The sequence below is a fragment of the Burkholderia sp. 572 genome, from assembly GCF_040545135.1.
Classification (GTDB): domain Bacteria; phylum Pseudomonadota; class Gammaproteobacteria; order Burkholderiales; family Burkholderiaceae; genus Burkholderia; species Burkholderia cepacia.
Window position 1 is genome coordinate 364,100 of the sequence record NZ_JBEPLH010000001.1, and the last position, 15,480, is coordinate 379,579.

17 protein-coding genes are annotated in these 15,480 nt (G+C 65.9%); 10 read left to right on the forward strand and 7 right to left on the reverse strand.

Going from position 1 to position 15,480, the window contains the following annotated elements:
• The first annotated feature begins 151 nt into the window (after positions 1 to 151).
• Entirely contained in the window at positions 152 to 376 is a 225-nt protein-coding gene (locus ABIC51_RS01700; protein ID WP_027790184.1) for a hypothetical protein, read from the forward strand.
• Positions 377 to 400: 24 nt separating this feature from the next.
• Here ABIC51_RS01700 and ABIC51_RS01705 read toward each other — a convergent pair whose 3' ends face one another.
• Positions 401 to 982, reverse strand: coding sequence for an undecaprenyl-diphosphatase (locus tag ABIC51_RS01705; protein ID WP_021157499.1), 582 nt, complete (start codon positions 980 to 982; stop codon positions 401 to 403).
• Between the two features lie 443 nt (positions 983 to 1,425).
• Here ABIC51_RS01705 and ABIC51_RS01710 point away from each other — a divergent pair, with 443 nt between their 5' ends.
• Genes ABIC51_RS01710 through ABIC51_RS01725 form a run of 4 tightly spaced genes read left to right on the forward strand, consistent with a single transcriptional unit; the run spans position 1,426 to position 4,743 of the window.
• Positions 1,426 to 2,166, forward strand: a complete 741-nt coding sequence (locus ABIC51_RS01710; RefSeq protein WP_354006314.1) for an acetoacetate decarboxylase — start codon at positions 1,426 to 1,428, stop codon at positions 2,164 to 2,166.
• A 52-nt stretch (positions 2,167 to 2,218) separates the two neighbouring features.
• A complete protein-coding gene (locus ABIC51_RS01715) occupies positions 2,219 to 3,004 on the forward strand; it encodes a 3-hydroxybutyrate dehydrogenase (protein WP_027790185.1) in 786 nt (261 codons plus the stop codon).
• A complete protein-coding gene (locus ABIC51_RS01720; RefSeq protein ID WP_354006315.1) occupies positions 3,001 to 4,218 on the forward strand; it encodes a patatin-like phospholipase family protein in 1,218 nt (405 codons plus the stop codon). Before ABIC51_RS01715 ends, ABIC51_RS01720 begins: the two co-directional genes overlap by 4 nt.
• Positions 4,219 to 4,278: 60 nt before the next feature.
• Positions 4,279 to 4,743 carry a hypothetical protein gene (locus tag ABIC51_RS01725; protein ID WP_175898521.1) on the forward strand — a complete coding sequence of 155 codons (465 nt, stop codon included), beginning with the start codon at positions 4,279 to 4,281 and terminating at the stop codon, positions 4,741 to 4,743.
• 75 nt (positions 4,744 to 4,818) lie between these two features.
• Here ABIC51_RS01725 and ABIC51_RS01730 read toward each other — a convergent pair whose 3' ends face one another.
• Complete coding sequence (locus ABIC51_RS01730; protein WP_060068055.1) at positions 4,819 to 5,703, reverse strand: LysR family transcriptional regulator; 885 nt, start codon at positions 5,701 to 5,703, stop codon at positions 4,819 to 4,821.
• A gap of 120 nt (positions 5,704 to 5,823) precedes the next feature.
• Here ABIC51_RS01730 and argC point away from each other — a divergent pair, with 120 nt between their 5' ends.
• Complete coding sequence (gene argC / locus ABIC51_RS01735) at positions 5,824 to 6,771, forward strand: N-acetyl-gamma-glutamyl-phosphate reductase (protein WP_124532139.1); 948 nt, start codon at positions 5,824 to 5,826, stop codon at positions 6,769 to 6,771.
• Between the two features lie 158 nt (positions 6,772 to 6,929).
• Here the strand turns inward: argC and ABIC51_RS01740 are convergent, their stop codons facing one another.
• Positions 6,930 to 7,853: a LysR substrate-binding domain-containing protein gene (locus ABIC51_RS01740; RefSeq protein WP_175860480.1), complete on the reverse strand. Its 924-nt coding sequence runs from the start codon at positions 7,851 to 7,853 to the stop codon at positions 6,930 to 6,932.
• 117 nt (positions 7,854 to 7,970) lie between these two features.
• Here ABIC51_RS01740 and ABIC51_RS01745 point away from each other — a divergent pair, with 117 nt between their 5' ends.
• Positions 7,971 to 9,056: a tartrate dehydrogenase gene (locus tag ABIC51_RS01745; protein WP_175898520.1), complete on the forward strand. Its 1,086-nt coding sequence runs from the start codon at positions 7,971 to 7,973 to the stop codon at positions 9,054 to 9,056.
• 493 nt (positions 9,057 to 9,549) lie between these two features.
• Here ABIC51_RS01745 and ABIC51_RS01750 read toward each other — a convergent pair whose 3' ends face one another.
• Together ABIC51_RS01750 and ABIC51_RS01755 are read right to left on the reverse strand one after the other, a co-directional pair.
• A complete protein-coding gene (locus tag ABIC51_RS01750) occupies positions 9,550 to 10,029 on the reverse strand; it encodes a nuclear transport factor 2 family protein (protein WP_175898518.1) in 480 nt (159 codons plus the stop codon).
• 63 nt (positions 10,030 to 10,092) lie between these two features.
• The gene (locus ABIC51_RS01755; RefSeq protein ID WP_354006316.1) at positions 10,093 to 10,698 is read right to left on the reverse strand and encodes a TetR/AcrR family transcriptional regulator; all 606 of its coding nucleotides are present in this window, start codon (positions 10,696 to 10,698) and stop codon (positions 10,093 to 10,095) included.
• A 183-nt stretch (positions 10,699 to 10,881) separates the two neighbouring features.
• Between ABIC51_RS01755 and ABIC51_RS01760 the strand changes: the two genes are divergently transcribed.
• Together ABIC51_RS01760 and ABIC51_RS01765 are read left to right on the forward strand one after the other, a co-directional pair.
• Positions 10,882 to 11,520 (forward strand): GNAT family N-acetyltransferase, encoded by a 639-nt coding sequence (locus ABIC51_RS01760; RefSeq protein ID WP_146254272.1) that lies wholly within the window; start codon positions 10,882 to 10,884, stop codon positions 11,518 to 11,520.
• On the forward strand, positions 11,517 to 11,933 hold the full coding sequence (locus ABIC51_RS01765) for a hypothetical protein (RefSeq protein ID WP_226129874.1): 417 nt from the start codon (positions 11,517 to 11,519) through the stop codon (positions 11,931 to 11,933). The genes ABIC51_RS01760 and ABIC51_RS01765 overlap by 4 nt, the downstream gene beginning before the upstream one ends.
• A 396-nt stretch (positions 11,934 to 12,329) precedes the next feature.
• Here the strand turns inward: ABIC51_RS01765 and tdh are convergent, their stop codons facing one another.
• Complete coding sequence (tdh, locus tag ABIC51_RS01770; protein ID WP_021163717.1) at positions 12,330 to 13,358, reverse strand: L-threonine 3-dehydrogenase; 1,029 nt, start codon at positions 13,356 to 13,358, stop codon at positions 12,330 to 12,332.
• 13 nt (positions 13,359 to 13,371) lie between these two features.
• Positions 13,372 to 14,571 (reverse strand): glycine C-acetyltransferase, encoded by a 1,200-nt coding sequence (locus ABIC51_RS01775; RefSeq protein ID WP_021163718.1) that lies wholly within the window; start codon positions 14,569 to 14,571, stop codon positions 13,372 to 13,374.
• Between the two features lie 161 nt (positions 14,572 to 14,732).
• Between ABIC51_RS01775 and ABIC51_RS01780 the strand changes: the two genes are divergently transcribed.
• Positions 14,733 to 15,344 carry a helix-turn-helix domain-containing protein gene (locus ABIC51_RS01780; RefSeq protein WP_175898516.1) on the forward strand — a complete coding sequence of 204 codons (612 nt, stop codon included), beginning with the start codon at positions 14,733 to 14,735 and terminating at the stop codon, positions 15,342 to 15,344.
• Positions 15,345 to 15,480: the final 136 nt, after the last annotated feature.

Here is a 15,480-nt window from a genome sequence, read left to right on the forward strand (position 1 = left end):
TCAAAGGCGTACCCGGTTGACCGGCGGATGACACAATCGTCGCGTCGGCGCACCAGCGGGCTTGGCACCGCTATCGCGACTGGTATATATCTGTGTGTGCGACGCCGCTGTCGGGCGACAGCCGTCGCAGCCCGCCCAGGAGCGTCCGGTCATGACAAAAGAAAGCCCCGCTTCGCCTTTCCTTCGCAACCTGAAGATCGCCGGCTATTGCGGCCTTGCCGCGGTGGTACTCGCGCTGTTCGTCGCGATGTGCGCGATCCTGAAGGAAAGCGCGCTCGACCGCGACGCCGCGCAACATCCGGCCGATACGCCCGAACTGCACGATGCGGGCGGCGGGCCATCCGCATCGGCTGAATCGGCCAGGACACCCGGCTGACGGCGTCCGGCCCGATCCCCCCGCTTACGGCGCGTGCCGGCGCCCCATCACGACTGCATGCACCGAATCGCCGAGCCGTTCGAGCAGCGCGGTCGCGCGTTGTCCGTACAGGTGCGCGGCCAGCGCGCCGGCCGTGCCGACCAGCACGCCGCCCGCCATGTCGAACGGCCAGTGCACGCCCGCATAGATACGCCCCCATGCAATCGCCGCGGCCAACGCGGCCATCACGAACCCGGTGAGCCGGGTCGTGCCGCCGAGCATCAACCCGACTGCCATGCTCCACGCGAACGTCATGTGGTCGCTCGGAAACGAGCTGTCCGGCGCATGCGGAATCAGTTGCGTGCCGACGCCGGCCATGAACGGACGCGGCGAGAACCAGAAATGTCCGATGACCTGCGCGAGCGCGATCGCCACGCATACGCCGACGCCGGCTTCGATCGCCTGGCGCCGCGTCGTGCGCGCGCCGAAGATCCAGGTCAGCAGCAGCATCGCGGGCAGCGCATAGACGAGCCAGTCGGCGGCGAAGATGGCGAGGCGGGCAACGCCCGGCTGCGGCGCAACCCCGGCGTTGATGGCGGAAAAAAGGGTGAGATTGAGGGTCTGCATGAATCCGGTTGCGTGAGGCGTAAAAACTCGGCCGGTTGCCCGGCCTGATACGAACGATGCTAGGGCGCTCCCGCTTAAGCGATGCTTAATGCGGCGGACGCACGCGACGAAGCCCGCCGCGGCGAACGCACTTAGAGCTTGCACTGCAGCACAAGTTCACACAATTGTCACATTCCCGCGCGACCGCCTCCCGGAAAGGCTCACCTGCCGTCCCGTAAAGACTCACCTTTTTCACATCGTGACGTCATCGATGCATGCGAATATCGGGACGCCGGGGGCTGTCCGGACCGTTTGCATCATTCATCTCAATATTTACGCGTCGAATTCTACGAAATCGGCAACAATTAATTCCATATGCGGCATCGCACAACGGCAACGCACAGGCATAGGATTACGAGCTTACGAGCACTCATCCACGAAGCGATCAACAACAAGGAGTCCGCATGAAACCCAGCGATGTCCGATCGAAAGCGTTTGCGATGCCGTTGACCAGCCCTGCCTTCCCGATGGGCCCTTACCGTTTCGTCGATCGTGAGTTCCTGATCATCACGTATCGCACCGATCCGGACCGTCTCCGCGAAATCGTCCCCGAGCCGCTGCAGGTCACCGAGCCGCTCGTGCATTCCGAATTCATCCGCATGGCCGATTCGACCGGCTTCGGCGATTACACCGAAAGCGGCCAGGTCATTCCCGTCGAGTACAACGGCCAGCCGGGCGGCTATACGCTCGCGATGTATCTCGACGATCACCCGCCGATCGCCGGCGGCCGCGAACTGTGGGGCTTCCCGAAGAAACTCGCATCGCCCACGCTGCACGTGAACACCGACCACCTCCTCGGCACGCTCGACTACGGCAAGGTGCGCGTCGCGACCGGCACGATGGGCTACAAGCACAAGGAACTCGACATCGACGAGCAGACGAAGCGTCTTGCCGGCCCCAATTTCCTGCTGAAGATCATCCCGCACGTCGACGGCACCGCGCGCGTCTGCGAACTGGTCCGCTACTACATGCAGGACATCAAGATGAAGGGCGCGTGGACGGGCCCCGCATCGCTCGAGCTGGCGCCGCATGCGCTCGCGCCGGTAGCCGACCTGCCCGTGCTCGAGATCGTCGAAGCCCGGCACATCGTCGCGGATTTGACACTGGGCCTCGGCGAAGTCGTCTACGATTACCTGGCTCAGTAACACGTCCGCAGTCCTTTCTCCCTGTCAAACCTTTCACCACGGGAATTCGAACATGAGCAACCTGAATGGCAAGACCGCAGTCGTCACGGGCGCCGCGAGCGGCATCGGCAAGGAAATCGCACTCGAGCTCGCGAAAGCGGGCGCGGCCGTCGCGATCGCCGACCTGAACCAGGACGGCGCGAACGCCGTTGCCGACGAGATCGTCAAGGCGGGCGGCAAGGCGATCGGCGTCGCGATGGACGTGACAAACGAGGAAGCCGTGAACAGCGGTATCGACAAGGTGGCCGCAACGTTCGGCTCGGTCGACATCCTCGTGTCGAACGCGGGCATCCAGATCGTCAACCCGATCGAGAACTACTCGTTCTCCGACTGGAAGAAGATGCAGGCGATCCACGTCGACGGTGCATTCCTGACGACCAAGGCCGCGCTCAAGCACATGTACAAGGACGATCGCGGTGGTGTCGTGATCTACATGGGTTCGGTGCACTCGCACGAAGCGTCGCCGCTGAAATCGGCGTACGTGACGGCCAAGCACGGGCTGCTCGGCCTGGCCCGCGTGCTGGCGAAGGAAGGCGCGAAGCACAACGTGCGCTCGCACGTCGTATGTCCGGGCTTCGTGCGCACGCCGCTGGTCGACAAGCAGATTCCGGAGCAGGCGAAGGAGCTCGGGATCAGCGAAGAGGAAGTGGTGAAGAAGGTGATGCTCGGCAATACGGTCGACGGCGTGTTCACGACGGTGCAGGACGTCGCGCAGACGGTGCTGTTCCTGTCGGCGTTCCCGAGCGCCGCGCTCACGGGCCAGTCGTTCATCGTCAGCCACGGCTGGTTCATGCAATGAAGCCGCACGCCCGCACCGAAAAGCAGGCCGTCGATGCGGCGGACCTGCATCACGAGGCCGGCGCACCGGCCGCCGCGCACACGCTGCCGTACGAAACGATCGCGCTCGTGCTGCAAGGCGGCGGCGCGCTCGGCGCGTACCAGGCCGGCGTGTTCGAAGGGCTGCACGAGGCGGGCATTCCGCTCGACTGGATCGCGGGCATCTCGATCGGCGCGCTCAACACCGCGCTGATCGCGGGCAATGCGCCCGAGCATCGCGTCGAGCGGCTGCGCGAGTTCTGGGAAACGATCTGCAAGCCGGCGTTCTTCCCGACGGTTCCAGCCGCATTCGAGTTCGCGCTGTTCAACAGCATCGACCAGGTTCGTACGTTCTTCACCGCGTCGCAGGCCGCGAGCGCGATGATGCAGGGCCAGCAGGGCTTCTTCGTGCCGCGCTTTCCGCCGCCGCTGCCGGGCGTGTCGGATCATCCGGAGAAGATCAGCTGGTACGACACGTCGCAATTGCGCGCGACGCTGCTGAAGCTGTGCGATTTCGACCGGATCAATTCGGGCGAAACGCGCGTGTCGGTCGGCGCGGTCAACGTCGGCACCGGCAACTTCGTGTACTTCGACAACTCGCGCATCCGTCTGGCACCCGAGCATTTCATGGCGTCCGGCGCGCTGCCGCCCGCGTTCCCGCCGGTCGAGATCGACGGCGAGTACTACTGGGACGGCGGTGTCGTGTCGAACACGCCGCTGATGGAAGTGCTCCGCGCACGGCCGCGCCGCGACACGCTCGCGTTCCAGGTAGACCTGTGGAGCGCGCGCGGGCCGCTGCCGCGCACGATGGCCGACGTCGCCGAGCGCACGAAGGACGTGCAGTACTCGAGCCGCACGCGCTTCGTGACCGACACGCTGCAGCGCGAACAGCGCTACCGCAACGTGCTGCGCCACGTGCTCGAGCAGGTGCCGGAAGAGCAGCGCAAGGCGGATCCCTGGTGCGTCGAGGCCGATGCGATGTCGTCCAGCAAGAAGTACAACATCCAGCACCTGATCTACCAGCAGAAGGCGTACGAGCATCACTACAAGGACTATCAGTTCGGTCTGTCGACGATGCGTGACCACTGGTCCGCGGGTCTCGACGACATCCGCAAGACGCTCGCAGTCAAGGACGGCCTCGCGCTGCCCAACAACGACGCGGGCTTCGTGACGCACGACATTCACCGCAAACGGTAATGCCGTGCGCGACGGATCGGCGCGATGCATGCGCCGGTCCGTCCTCTTCTCCGATCAGACATGCCGATTTTCATTGCACTGTTCGCGCTCATCGCTGCCGGATGGGGCGCGGTTCACCTGTTTCACGTCATCGCCGCGCAGTTCGGCCAGCCGGTCGCGATCGCGGCCGCCGTGCTCGCCGCCGCGCTCCTGATCGCGCTGGTCGCCTGGTGGATCAAGCGCCACCGCGACATCGCACCGAATACGAAGGAAGAAGGCTGGACCCACGTCGTGCACCGCGCGTGGGGCGAGCTGCGCGTGTCCGCGACGCAGGGGCTGCTGTGGCTGTCGCACGACGGCGCGGACGGCCGCTATACGCTGTCGCAGCTCGACGGCTGCCAGGCCGCGCCGATCGGTGGCCGCTGGCACCTCGTCGTGCACGTGCGCGATGGCGCGCGCAGCGAATGGAAGCTGCCGATGATGGACAAGCGCGACGCGCAACGCTGGGCGCGCGTGCTGACGCTCGCGAAGGACAACCGGCTTTGAGACGGCATGCCGTGGATGCTCGGGCACGGCATGCACGCATGAACCGCCGCGCCGCCTAGCCCGCATGCCGGTGCGCTATCGCGCGCCGAGCGCCCACAACGCATCGAGTACATGCTGGGTCGCCCGCTCGACCGGCCCCGCCCGATGGGCGATCCCCAGTTCACGCCACAACGCCGGGCGCAACGCCCGCATGACGATGCGCGCATCGGGCAGCGGGGCACCCGCCTCGTGCGGCAGCAGCGTCGCGCCGTAGCCCGCGGCGACCAGGCTCTTGATCGCATCGTTGTAGTTGAGTTCGATCCGCGGCTCCGGCCGGTGGCCGCCGAGCGCGAACCATTCCGCCGTCAGCCGTGACAGGCGGGTGGTCGCATCGTTGAGAATCAGCGGGCGGGCGGCCAGATAGCCGGGCGTCACGCGCGCCGGAAGCGGCCAGTCCGCCGGCAGAAACGCCATCACCGGATCGCGCCGCCACGCGCGGATCGACAGCCCCGCGACCGCCGTCTGCGGCAGCGCCACCAGCCCGACATCGAGCGTGCCCTGTGCGATGCGCGCCAGCGTGTCGTGCGACGTGAGCACCGCGATCTGGACATCGATGTCCGGATGCTGCTCGCGCAAGCGGGCCACCGCCTGCGGCAGCAGGTGCGCGATCGCCCCGGTCGATGCGCCGAGGCGTACGCGTCCGGTCAACCCCTGCACCTGTCGCTGCACATCGTCCAGCGTGGATTCGACCTCGGCCAGCAGGCGGCGCGCGCGCTCCACCAGCACTTCACCGATGGGCGACGGCCGCACGTTTCCACGCGTGCGGGACAGCAACGGCGCGCCGATGCGGCTCTCCAGTTCGGCAATGTGAAGGCTGACGGTCGGCGGCGCGAGGTGAAGCAGTTGCGCCGCGGCGACAAAGGACCCTTGGTCCGCGATGGCGACCAGCGTGCGCAGGCGGTCCAGGCTGATCTCCCGCATTCTCCACCTCTCGTTCAAGAAAACTGAATCTGATGGTCAGTAAATTCAATTTTTCCTATTCTAGGCGCTCGGTGGACGATACGGCTTTCCCGACGACTGAACCGAAGGAACGCGACCACCATGAGCCAGCCCACTGTCTACATCGACGGCGATCAAGGGACGACCGGATTGCAGATCCACGAGCGCCTGCGCGGGCGCACCGACTTGCGGCTCGTCGCGCTGCCGGAGGCCGAGCGCAAGGATCCCGTGCGGCGCGCCGAAGCGATCAATGCAGCCGACATCGCGATCCTGTGCCTGCCCGACGCGGCCGCACGCGAAGCGGTCGGCTTCATCCGGAATCCGGCGGTACGCGTGATCGACGCGAGTTCGGCCCATCGCACGCAGCCGGAATGGGTCTACGGCTTTCCCGAGATGGCCGACGGGCAGGCACGGGCGATTGCACACGCACGGCGTGTCACCAATCCGGGCTGCTACCCGACCGGCGCGGTCGGGCTGCTGCGGCCGCTGCTACAGGCCGGGCTGCTGCCGCGCGACTACCCGGTGAGCATCCATGCCGTGTCCGGATACTCGGGTGGCGGGCGGGCGGCCGTCGACGCGTTCGAGTCGGACGGCGCTTCACACGCGAAACCGCTCCAGGTCTACGGCCTCGCCCTCGCGCACAAGCATCCGCCCGAGATCCAGCTGCATGCCGGTCTGGCGAACCGTCCGTTGTTCGTGCCGGCTTACGGTGCCTATCGGCAAGGCATCGTGCTCACCGTGCCGATCGAGTTGCGGCTGCTCCCTGCCGGGGTGACCGGTGAGCAACTGCATGCGTGTCTCGCGCACCATTACGCCGAATCGCGCCACGTCGACGTCACGCCGCTCGCGGACACGCATGCGATCACGCATCTCGATCCGCAAGCGCTGAACGGCACCAATGACATGCGGCTCGGCGTGTTCGTCAATGCCGAGCACGGCCAGGTGCTGCTGTCCGCCGTGTTCGACAATCTCGGCAAAGGCGCATCCGGCGCAGCCGTGCAGAATCTCGACCTGATGCTCGGGGCGGCAGGCGCGGCAAAAGCGGCGTAAGCCGTGTGCGGGCACCAGCGTCGGCAGGCCCGGCACCTCGCGACCGCGATGTGTTGATACCCGTTCGACACGACCAGCTCGCGACGCGGTTGCGAGCCGGAAACGGGGCCTGCCGATGCTGCGCACATGCCCCCGTAAAAGCTCACCTTTAGCCGGTTTCAGGCCGTATCGTCACTCGCCGCGGCATTCAAACCGGCCAGCGTCTCCATCAGAAAATCCACGCACACGCGCACTTTCGCCGACGCAGCAACGCGCTCCGGATACACGGCCCAGATGTTCGCGGGCTGGATTGCGTCCGGCAGCACGCGACACAGTGCACCGCGTTCGATCAGCGGCGCGGCTTCCCAGATCGAACGCAGCACGATGCCGCGCCCGGCCAGCGCCCATTGCACGGCGACCTCGCCATGGTTCGTCGACAGCGCGCCGCCAACCTTCACCGTGGCCGTTTCACCGCGCACGTTCAGCCGCCACACGCCGAACGGGTGATCGCGCTCCTTGATGGCAAGACAGTCGTGCGATGCGAGATCCGCGAGCGAGCGCGGTGTACCGCGCCGGGCGAGATAGTCGGGCGACGCACACAGCACGCGGTAGTTCGCGGCGAGGCGGCGCGCGATCAGGTGATCGGCGATCTCGTCGCCGATGCGCACGTCGAGGTCGTAGCCTTCGCCCGCGACGTCGACGAGCCGGTCGAACAGATCGAGCCGCACGTTCAGTTGCGGATAGCGTGCCGAGAAGTCGAGCAGCGCCGGCGCGACGATGTGCCGGCCGAAGCCGAAGCTGCTCGAAATGCGCAGCGTGCCGCGCGGCACCGTGCGCGTGGTCGACACGTCCTCGACGAGATGATCGACGTCGTCGAGAATCTTCTCGGCGCGCGCGAACACGCGCTCGCCTGCTTCCGTGACCGTCACGCGGCGCGTCGAGCGATGCAGCAGGCGCGTGCCGAGCTGCGCCTCGAGCAACGCGATGCGCTTGCTGACATAGGCCGGCGACACCGCGAGCTGCTCGGCGGCCGCGCTGAAGCTGGTCAGGCGGACGACCAGGCTGAACACGCGCAGGTCGTCGAGATTCGGCGATTTGTTCACGATTCGTGGAAAGTCGATTAACCTTTCGCGCGATTTTAATCCAGATGGAAATAAATAGAATGACGTGACGCGCCGCTGCCTCTCCCCGCGGCCAGCCCACCAGCCAAGGAGCTTTGCATGACCGACAAGACCTACAGAATTGCCGTGATCCCCGGCGACGGCATCGGCCGCGAAGTGATGCCCGAGGGCCTGCGCGCACTCGACGCCGTGACCGCGCGCTTCGGCATCCGCTTCGACTTCGTCCAGATCGACTGGGCGAGCTGCGACTACTACGCACAGCACGGCAAGATGATGCCGGACGACTGGAAGGCGCAGCTCTCGGACATGGACGCAATCCTGTTCGGCGCGGTCGGCTGGCCCGCGACGGTACCCGATCACGTTTCGCTGTGGGGCTCGCTGCTGAAATTCCGCCGCGAATTCGACCAGTACATCAACCTGCGGCCCGCGCGCCTGTTCGACGGCGTGCCGTCGCCGCTCGCCGGCCGCCGCGCGGGCGACATCGACTTCATGATCGTGCGCGAGAACACCGAGGGCGAGTATTCGTCGGTCGGCGGCACGATGTTCGAAGGCACCGATCGCGAGATCGTGATGCAGCAGGCGATCTTCACGCGTCACGGCACCGAGCGCGTGCTGAAATTCGCGTTCGAACTCGCGCAGCGGCGCGCGAAGCGCCTCACCGTCGCGACGAAGAGCAACGGCATCGCGATCAGCATGCCGTGGTGGGACGCGCGCACGGCCGAGATGGCCGAATGCTATCCCGACATCGCCGTCGACAAGCAGCACATCGACATCCTGTGCGCGCGTTTCGTGCTGCAGCCGGACCGCTTCGATGTCGTCGTCGCGTCGAACCTGTTCGGCGACATCCTGTCGGATCTCGGGCCCGCGTGTACGGGCACGATCGGCATCGCGCCGTCGGCGAACCTGAACCCCGACCGCACGTTTCCGTCGCTGTTCGAACCCGTGCACGGCTCCGCGCCCGACATCACGGGGCAATACATCGCGAACCCGGTCGCGATGATCTGGTCGGCGGCCCTGATGCTCGACTTCCTCGGCAACGGCGCAGGCCGCGAACGCGAAGCGCACGATGCGATCGTCGCCGCGATCGAGGACGTGCTGCGCACGGGGCCGCATACGCGCGATCTCGGCGGCAACGCGAGGACACAGGAAGTGGGCGAGGCGATCGCCGCGCGCATCGCGGGCTGACGATCAGGCCCGGCGCAATCGCAATCACACGCGCCGGGCAGAGGCTGCACGAATCGGTGTGCGGTGAGTTGCACGCCATGCGTTTGCGCACGTGTGCGAATTCCTGCGCCTGCCTGGTGAAGTCGAGCGGTGAGCAACGTCGCACCGCAACGCGCACGGCACGCGCCATCCGTCGTCGACGTCGATACGATCGGTGAGTTGCACGCCACATGCGTGCACACCGATCGTCAAACCGCTACCGGCCCCGATCGGTGAGATGCATCACATGGTGAAGCACACCGTTGCACACCGATACGCGCATCACGAGATCCCGACGTGCATGGCACGTCCGCTTTGCCCGGGACGATGCCGCGTCGAACGGCTCGAAGCACACAGTCCGACGCGACATTTCCCCTCGTCCCGAAAAACCTCACCTTCAGCGCATCGACTCCCGAATTTCCTCACCGTTGAAGCCCGGCGATGCGTTCGCCGGTTCGTCCAGTCGACACGCGCGTCACAGGCCGAGATCGGACAGCCCGGGATGATCGTCCGGACGACGGCCGAGCGGCCAGTGATAGAGACGATCCTGCTCGCGAATCGGCAGGTCGTTGATGCTCGCGTGACGATGCGCCATCAGCCCGTTTTCGTCGAACTCCCAGTTTTCGTTGCCGTACGAACGGAACCAGTTGCCGGCATCGTCATGCCATTCGTACGCAAAGCGCACCGCGATGCGATTGCCGTCGAATGCCCACAGCTCCTTGATCAGCCGGTAGTCGAGCTCGCGCGCCCACTTGCGCTGCAGCAGGCCGACGATCTCGTCGCGGCCGGTCACGAATTCTGCACGATTGCGCCATCGGCTTTGCGGCGTATAGGCCAGCGACACGCGCTGCGGGTCGCGCGTGTTCCACGCATCCTCGGCGGCGCGCACTTTCTCGCGCGCCGTTTCGAGCGTGAAGGGCGGAACGGGCGGACGGACTTCGAGGGAAGCGGACATGGGTTGCTCCTGTTCAGGTTCTGGCCACGGACGACCGCGGCCGGTTCGGATTCGCTGCTTCGACTATCGTGATACCGCGTCGAGCAGCAGTTCGGCCGTCGCGCGCGCATCGCGCGCGGCGTTTGCATCACCACTGACGAGCGCCACGCCGATTGCGCCGTCGATCAGCACGAGCCACTGACGCGCGATGCGCGCGAGCCCGCGGCGCTCGATGCCGGTTTCATCGGCATACGCATCGAACCGCTCACGCACGAACGCCAGCAAGCGCGCCTTGTGCGCGCGTGCGACGACGCGCACCGGATCGTCGGCATCGGGGATCTCGCCCGATGCGTTGAGGAACGCGCAACCGTGAAAGTCGGGTTGCCCGAACCAGTCGCGCAGTACGTCGAACATGCCGAGCAACTGAACGCGCGGTGCCTTGCCGCGCGCCAGCGTCGCGTCGACGAACCAGCGCATCCAGCGCTCGTCGCGACGTTCGAGCGCGGCCAGCACCAGCGCCTCTTTCGCTTCGAAATGCGAATAAAAGCTCTTTCGCGCCGCGCCGGATCGCTTGACGATCGCATCGACACCGGTTGCATGGATGCCGCCCGAGTAGATCAGCGCTTCGGCTGCATCGAGCAGCCGGTCGCGAACGCCCGGTTCGCCGGAAGGGTCGTGATGTGTGTTCATGGGTTTACGGTAGAACGATCGTTCTCCACCGTCAACACCCGGATGAAAAAGCCCTGCTGGCGGAAGGGCTGAATTGCAACCTGGCCGCGCGATGCAAGTCCGCCGCGTTTACGACATTTTTTCTTGAAGCGGACGCGCGACGCTCACTACACTTCGGTCACCCTGTCTGGGCGAAAGGACATCATGCAGCGACCGGAATCCGCGCGCCCCGCGCGCGCCTATGCGGCTTATGCCAAGCGGCTCGACGGCCGCGTCGTCGTGCGGCGCTTCGACCCGCGCAACGATTCGTACGACACGTTGACCGCGCTGCTGCATCGCGCCTTCGCACCGCTCGGCGCACTGGGCTTCAACTGCCCGTGCGTCGATCAGCCGGCCTCGGCGACACGCGAACGCGTACTCACCGGCGAGTGCTTCGTTGCGCTCGGCAACGCGCACCTGGTCGCGACGATGACGATGCGTTCGCACGATCCCGATTCCCGCTGCGATCCGTACCGCAGCCGGCACGTCGCGACGCTCGGCCAGTTGGCCGTCGATCCCGTCTGGCAGGACCGCGGCATCGGCCGATCGCTGCTCGCATTCGCGCAACGGCGGGCCGTCGCGCGCGGCGCGACGCACCTGGCGCTCGACGTACCTTACGCGGCGGTCCGGCTCATCGATTTCTATCGTCGCGAAGGATTTCAACCGGTCGACGTGATGCGCTTTCCGGGGCACAACTACGACAGCACGATCCTGTGCAAATCGGTCTGCGTCACGAGCGGTCGCATCGTTGCCGGTGATACGACGCGGATCGACATTGCACGACCTGTCGGTGCCGCGTCGTGAAACACGACATGCCGAAGCGCGAAGGCGGCGACGATCGCACCCGGCTCGCCGTCCGGCAGGCACGCGTGCGCGCTGCACTGCGGCTGCGTGGCGTGTTGAAGCTGACGATCATCACGATCGCGGTCGCGCACGTGCTGGCATTCGTGTTCGACAGCCTGCTGGTCGTGGCCGGCTTCGCGCCGGATGCCGCAGCGGTGCTGCTGTTCCGTTTCGTGACGTGCGCGCTGGTCGGCTTCTGGCTGCAAGCGGATGCGTTGCGCGCATATCAATACGCGGCGCAACACGGGTTCGTCACCGCGCCCGGAGTGCACGGCGGCCCGGTCGACGTTGCACCGCAGTGTCCGAAACGCTGGCTCGTCGTGTTGAGTCTTCAGCTCGATCCGCGCGGGTTGAACGGTGAACGGATCAAGTAGCCGTCGGCGCACCGATCGACGTCGATCGATATCGAATGGTTTCACGCATGAGTGAGTCGCAACGACGCGCGCGGGCTCACGGTCGACGCCACGGTTCGGCACGACATCGCATGCGGTTGCATGACGAGCGATCGCGCGGCAAGGCAAGCGGGGAAGTGTCTGGAAGGGGAGAGCAGGTGCCGGAAGGCACGAGGGCGGAAAGCGAGGCAGCTTCCGTCAGGTGAAGTGAACGTGCGACTGCAGTTCACCGATGCGCAATCGTGTCGCGATTCGGCGCGCCAAGACAGCTCCCGAATAATCTCACCTTGAGCCCGGATTCGCGCGTTTCGGCCTCGGAAACGCAGACGTAAACGAAAGCGGGGCAGGCGGCGAACACGCAGCACTGCCCCGCGGCACTCAGGCCGTCCAGTCGAGAATCACCTTGCCGCTCTCGCCGGACAGCATCGCGGCAAAGCCTTTCTCGTAATCGTCGGCCGCGAAGCGATGCGTGATGATCGGCGACAGGTCGAGGCCGCTTTGCAGCATCGCGACCATCTTGTACCAGGTCTCGAACATCTCGCGGCCGTAGATGCCCTTGATCTCGAGCCCCTTGAAGATCACCTGGTTCCAGTCGATCGCCGTCTGCGCGGGCGGAATGCCGAGCAGCGCGACCTTGCCGCCGTGGTTCATCGCCTCGAGCATGCTCGTGAACGCGCTCGGCACACCCGACATTTCGAGGCCGACGTCGAAGCCTTCGGTCATGTGCAGGTCGGTCATCACGTCGCGCAACGACTCGCGCGCGACGTTGACTGCACGCGTCGCGCCCATCTTGCGCGCGAGTTCCAGCCGGTAGTCGTTGATGTCGGTGATGACGACGTTGCGCGCGCCGACGTGCTTCGCGATCGCTACAGCCATGATGCCGATCGGGCCCGCGCCGGTGATCAGCACGTCTTCGCCGACGAGGTTGAACGACAGCGCCGTATGCGTCGCGTTGCCGAACGGATCGAAGATCGACGCGAGATCGTCGGAGATCTCGGGCGGGATCTTGAACGCGTTGAATGCCGGAATCGCCAGATACTCGGCGAACGCGCCTTCGCGGTTCACGCCGACGCCGACCGTGTTGCGGCACAGATGCCGGCGCCCCGCGCGACAGTTGCGGCAGAAGCCGCACGTGATGTGGCCTTCGCCGGACACGCGATCGCCGATCGCGAAGCCGCGCACTTCCTGCCCCATCTCGACGATCTCGCCGACATATTCGTGACCGACGTGCATCGGTACGGGAATCGTCTTCTGCGCCCAGTCGTCCCACTTCCAGATATGGATGTCGGTGCCGCAGATCGCCGTGCGGCGGATCTTGATCAGCACGTCGTTGTGGCCGACTTCGGGACGCTTCACGCGCGTGAGCGTGAGGCCGGGGCCGCGTTCGAGCTTTGCCAGTGCTTTCATGGTCGCGCCTCCGTCAGATCACGCCGAGCGACTTGCCCACGCGCACGAACGCGGCGACCGTCTGGTCGATCTGTTCAGGCGTATGCGCGGCGCTCATCTGCGTGCGGATGCGGGCGCGGCCGCGCGGCACGACGGGGAACGAGAAGCCGATCACGTAGACGCCTTCGCCGAGCAGCTTGTCGGCCATGTTCGTCGCGAGCTGCGCATCGCCGAGCATCACCGGGATGATCGGATGCGCACCCGGCACGAGCGTGAAACCGGCTTCGGTCATCTGCTTGCGAAACCGCGCGCCGTTCTCGCGCACGCGCTCGCGCAGCTTCGCGCCTTCGTCGCTGCCGAGCAGTTCCAGCACCTTCAGCGATGCCGCGGCGATGCTCGGCGTAAGCGTGTTCGAGAAGAGATACGGGCGCGAGCGCTGGCGCAGCAGCTCGACGACTTCGCGACGCGCGGCGACATAGCCGCCCGATGCGCCGCCGAGCGCCTTGCCGAGCGTACCCGTGATGATGTCGACGCGGCCTTCGACGCCGCAGTGCTCGGGCGTGCCGCGGCCGTGCGTGCCGATGAAGCCGACCGCATGCGAATCGTCGACCATCACGAGCGCGCCGTAGCGATCGGCGAGATCGCAGATGCCTTTCAGGTCGGCGATGATGCCGTCCATCGAGAACACGCCGTCGGTCGCGATCAGCTTGTGGCGCGCGCCCGCTGCATCGGCTTCCTTCAGCTTCGCCTCGAGGTCGGACAGGTCGTTGTTCTTGTAGCGGAAACGCTTCGCCTTGCAGAGGCGGATGCCGTCGATGATGCTCGCATGGTTCAGCTCGTCGCTGATCACCGCGTCGTTCTCGTCGAGCAGCGTCTCGAACAGCCCGCCGTTCGCATCGAAGCAGCTCGAATAGAGGATGCTGTCCTCGGTGCCGAGAAAGGCGGCCAGCGCGCTTTCCAGTTGCTTGTGCACGGTTTGCGTGCCGCAGATGAAGCGCACCGATGCCATGCCGAAGCCGTCCTGGTCGAGGCCGGCCTTCGCCGCGTCGATCAGGCGCGGATCGTTCGCCAGGCCCAGGTAGTTGTTCGCGCAGAAATTGAGCACGCCGGCACCGCCGGCGAGCCGCACGGCTGCCGCCTGGGGACTCGCGATCTCGCGCTCGGTCTTGTAAAAACCGTCCGCGCGGATCTGGTCCAGCGTCCCGCGCACCTGGGCGAGAAAGGCATCACGCATCGCAAAGCTCCTGACAGGGTTTCGCATTCCGCAACGCGCCACTCGTGGCGGCGGCGCAACGGCCTGCTACTGTTATAGTCGGTCGTTCGGTTGACCGCATTTATCCGATATTCCGAACTAGAATTCGAAATACCGAACAACTCTAAGCGAACGGAATCCAAATGGCAAGTTCCTCCGGTTCGCGGCGCACGCCTGCCAGCGCCGCACCGCAACCGCCGGCCGCCACGCCGCCGCGTGTCGGCGAGCAGATCCAGCGGCTGCGCAACGAACGCAAGCTGACACTCGACGACCTGTCGCGCGCAGCCGGCGTATCGAAATCGATGCTCTCCGAGATCGAACGCGACAAGGCCAACCCGACGATCGCCGTGGCGTGGCGGCTGACGAACGCACTCGGCATCACGCTCGACGAGCTGTTCTCGCAACCGAAGGCGCCCGAGACTATCCGCGTCGACGGCCCGCACGACATTCCGACACTCGCCGGCCATGACGGCCGATACCAGTTGCGCGTGTGGGGCCCGATCGACCTCGCCGGCAAGTTCGAGTGGTACGAGCTGACGCTGCCGGGCGGCGGCGCACTGATATCGAACGCCCACGAGCCCGGCACGCGCGAGCACCTCACCGTGCTGCAGGGCGCGATGGAAATCGAAGCCGCGGCGGCAAGCCGGCGCCTGAAGGCAGGCGACACAGCGCGCTACCCGGCCGACGAGCCGCACGCGATCCGCAATCCCGGCAAGACCGAGGCGCGGGCACTGCTGATCGTGATACACCGCTGACGGCGCGGATAGCTGGCCGAAAGGCCGATTGCAGGCCAGTTGCGGAAAACACTGTATGTTTGTACAGTATACGGACATTCCGCCATGCATGGGCTGGAGCCGGCGCACCGAGGCGCCTGCCCGGTCGACAGGAGCC

Excerpts from the sequence above, each read along its gene's own strand:
- ABIC51_RS01715 (WP_027790185.1), top strand. The coding sequence starts at position 2,219 with ATGAGCAACCTGAATGGCAAGACCGCAGTCGTCACGGGCGCCGCGAGC.
- ABIC51_RS01700 (WP_027790184.1), top strand. The coding sequence starts at position 152 with ATGACAAAAGAAAGCCCCGCTTCGCCTTTCCTTCGCAACCTGAAGATC.
- ABIC51_RS01775 (WP_021163718.1), bottom strand. The coding sequence starts at position 14,571 with ATGCGTGATGCCTTTCTCGCCCAGGTGCGCGGGACGCTGGACCAGATC.
- ABIC51_RS01745 (WP_175898520.1), top strand. The coding sequence starts at position 7,971 with ATGACCGACAAGACCTACAGAATTGCCGTGATCCCCGGCGACGGCATC.
- ABIC51_RS01730 (WP_060068055.1), bottom strand. The coding sequence starts at position 5,703 with ATGCGGGAGATCAGCCTGGACCGCCTGCGCACGCTGGTCGCCATCGCG.
- ABIC51_RS01780 (WP_175898516.1), top strand. The coding sequence starts at position 14,733 with ATGGCAAGTTCCTCCGGTTCGCGGCGCACGCCTGCCAGCGCCGCACCG.
- tdh (WP_021163717.1), bottom strand. The coding sequence starts at position 13,358 with ATGAAAGCACTGGCAAAGCTCGAACGCGGCCCCGGCCTCACGCTCACG.
- ABIC51_RS01705 (WP_021157499.1), bottom strand. The coding sequence starts at position 982 with ATGCAGACCCTCAATCTCACCCTTTTTTCCGCCATCAACGCCGGGGTT.
- ABIC51_RS01760 (WP_146254272.1), top strand. The coding sequence starts at position 10,882 with ATGCAGCGACCGGAATCCGCGCGCCCCGCGCGCGCCTATGCGGCTTAT.
- ABIC51_RS01750 (WP_175898518.1), bottom strand. The coding sequence starts at position 10,029 with ATGTCCGCTTCCCTCGAAGTCCGTCCGCCCGTTCCGCCCTTCACGCTC.
- ABIC51_RS01755 (WP_354006316.1), bottom strand. The coding sequence starts at position 10,698 with ATGAACACACATCACGACCCTTCCGGCGAACCGGGCGTTCGCGACCGG.
- ABIC51_RS01720 (WP_354006315.1), top strand. The coding sequence starts at position 3,001 with ATGAAGCCGCACGCCCGCACCGAAAAGCAGGCCGTCGATGCGGCGGAC.
- ABIC51_RS01725 (WP_175898521.1), top strand. The coding sequence starts at position 4,279 with ATGCCGATTTTCATTGCACTGTTCGCGCTCATCGCTGCCGGATGGGGC.
- ABIC51_RS01710 (WP_354006314.1), top strand. The coding sequence starts at position 1,426 with ATGAAACCCAGCGATGTCCGATCGAAAGCGTTTGCGATGCCGTTGACC.
- argC (WP_124532139.1), top strand. The coding sequence starts at position 5,824 with ATGAGCCAGCCCACTGTCTACATCGACGGCGATCAAGGGACGACCGGA.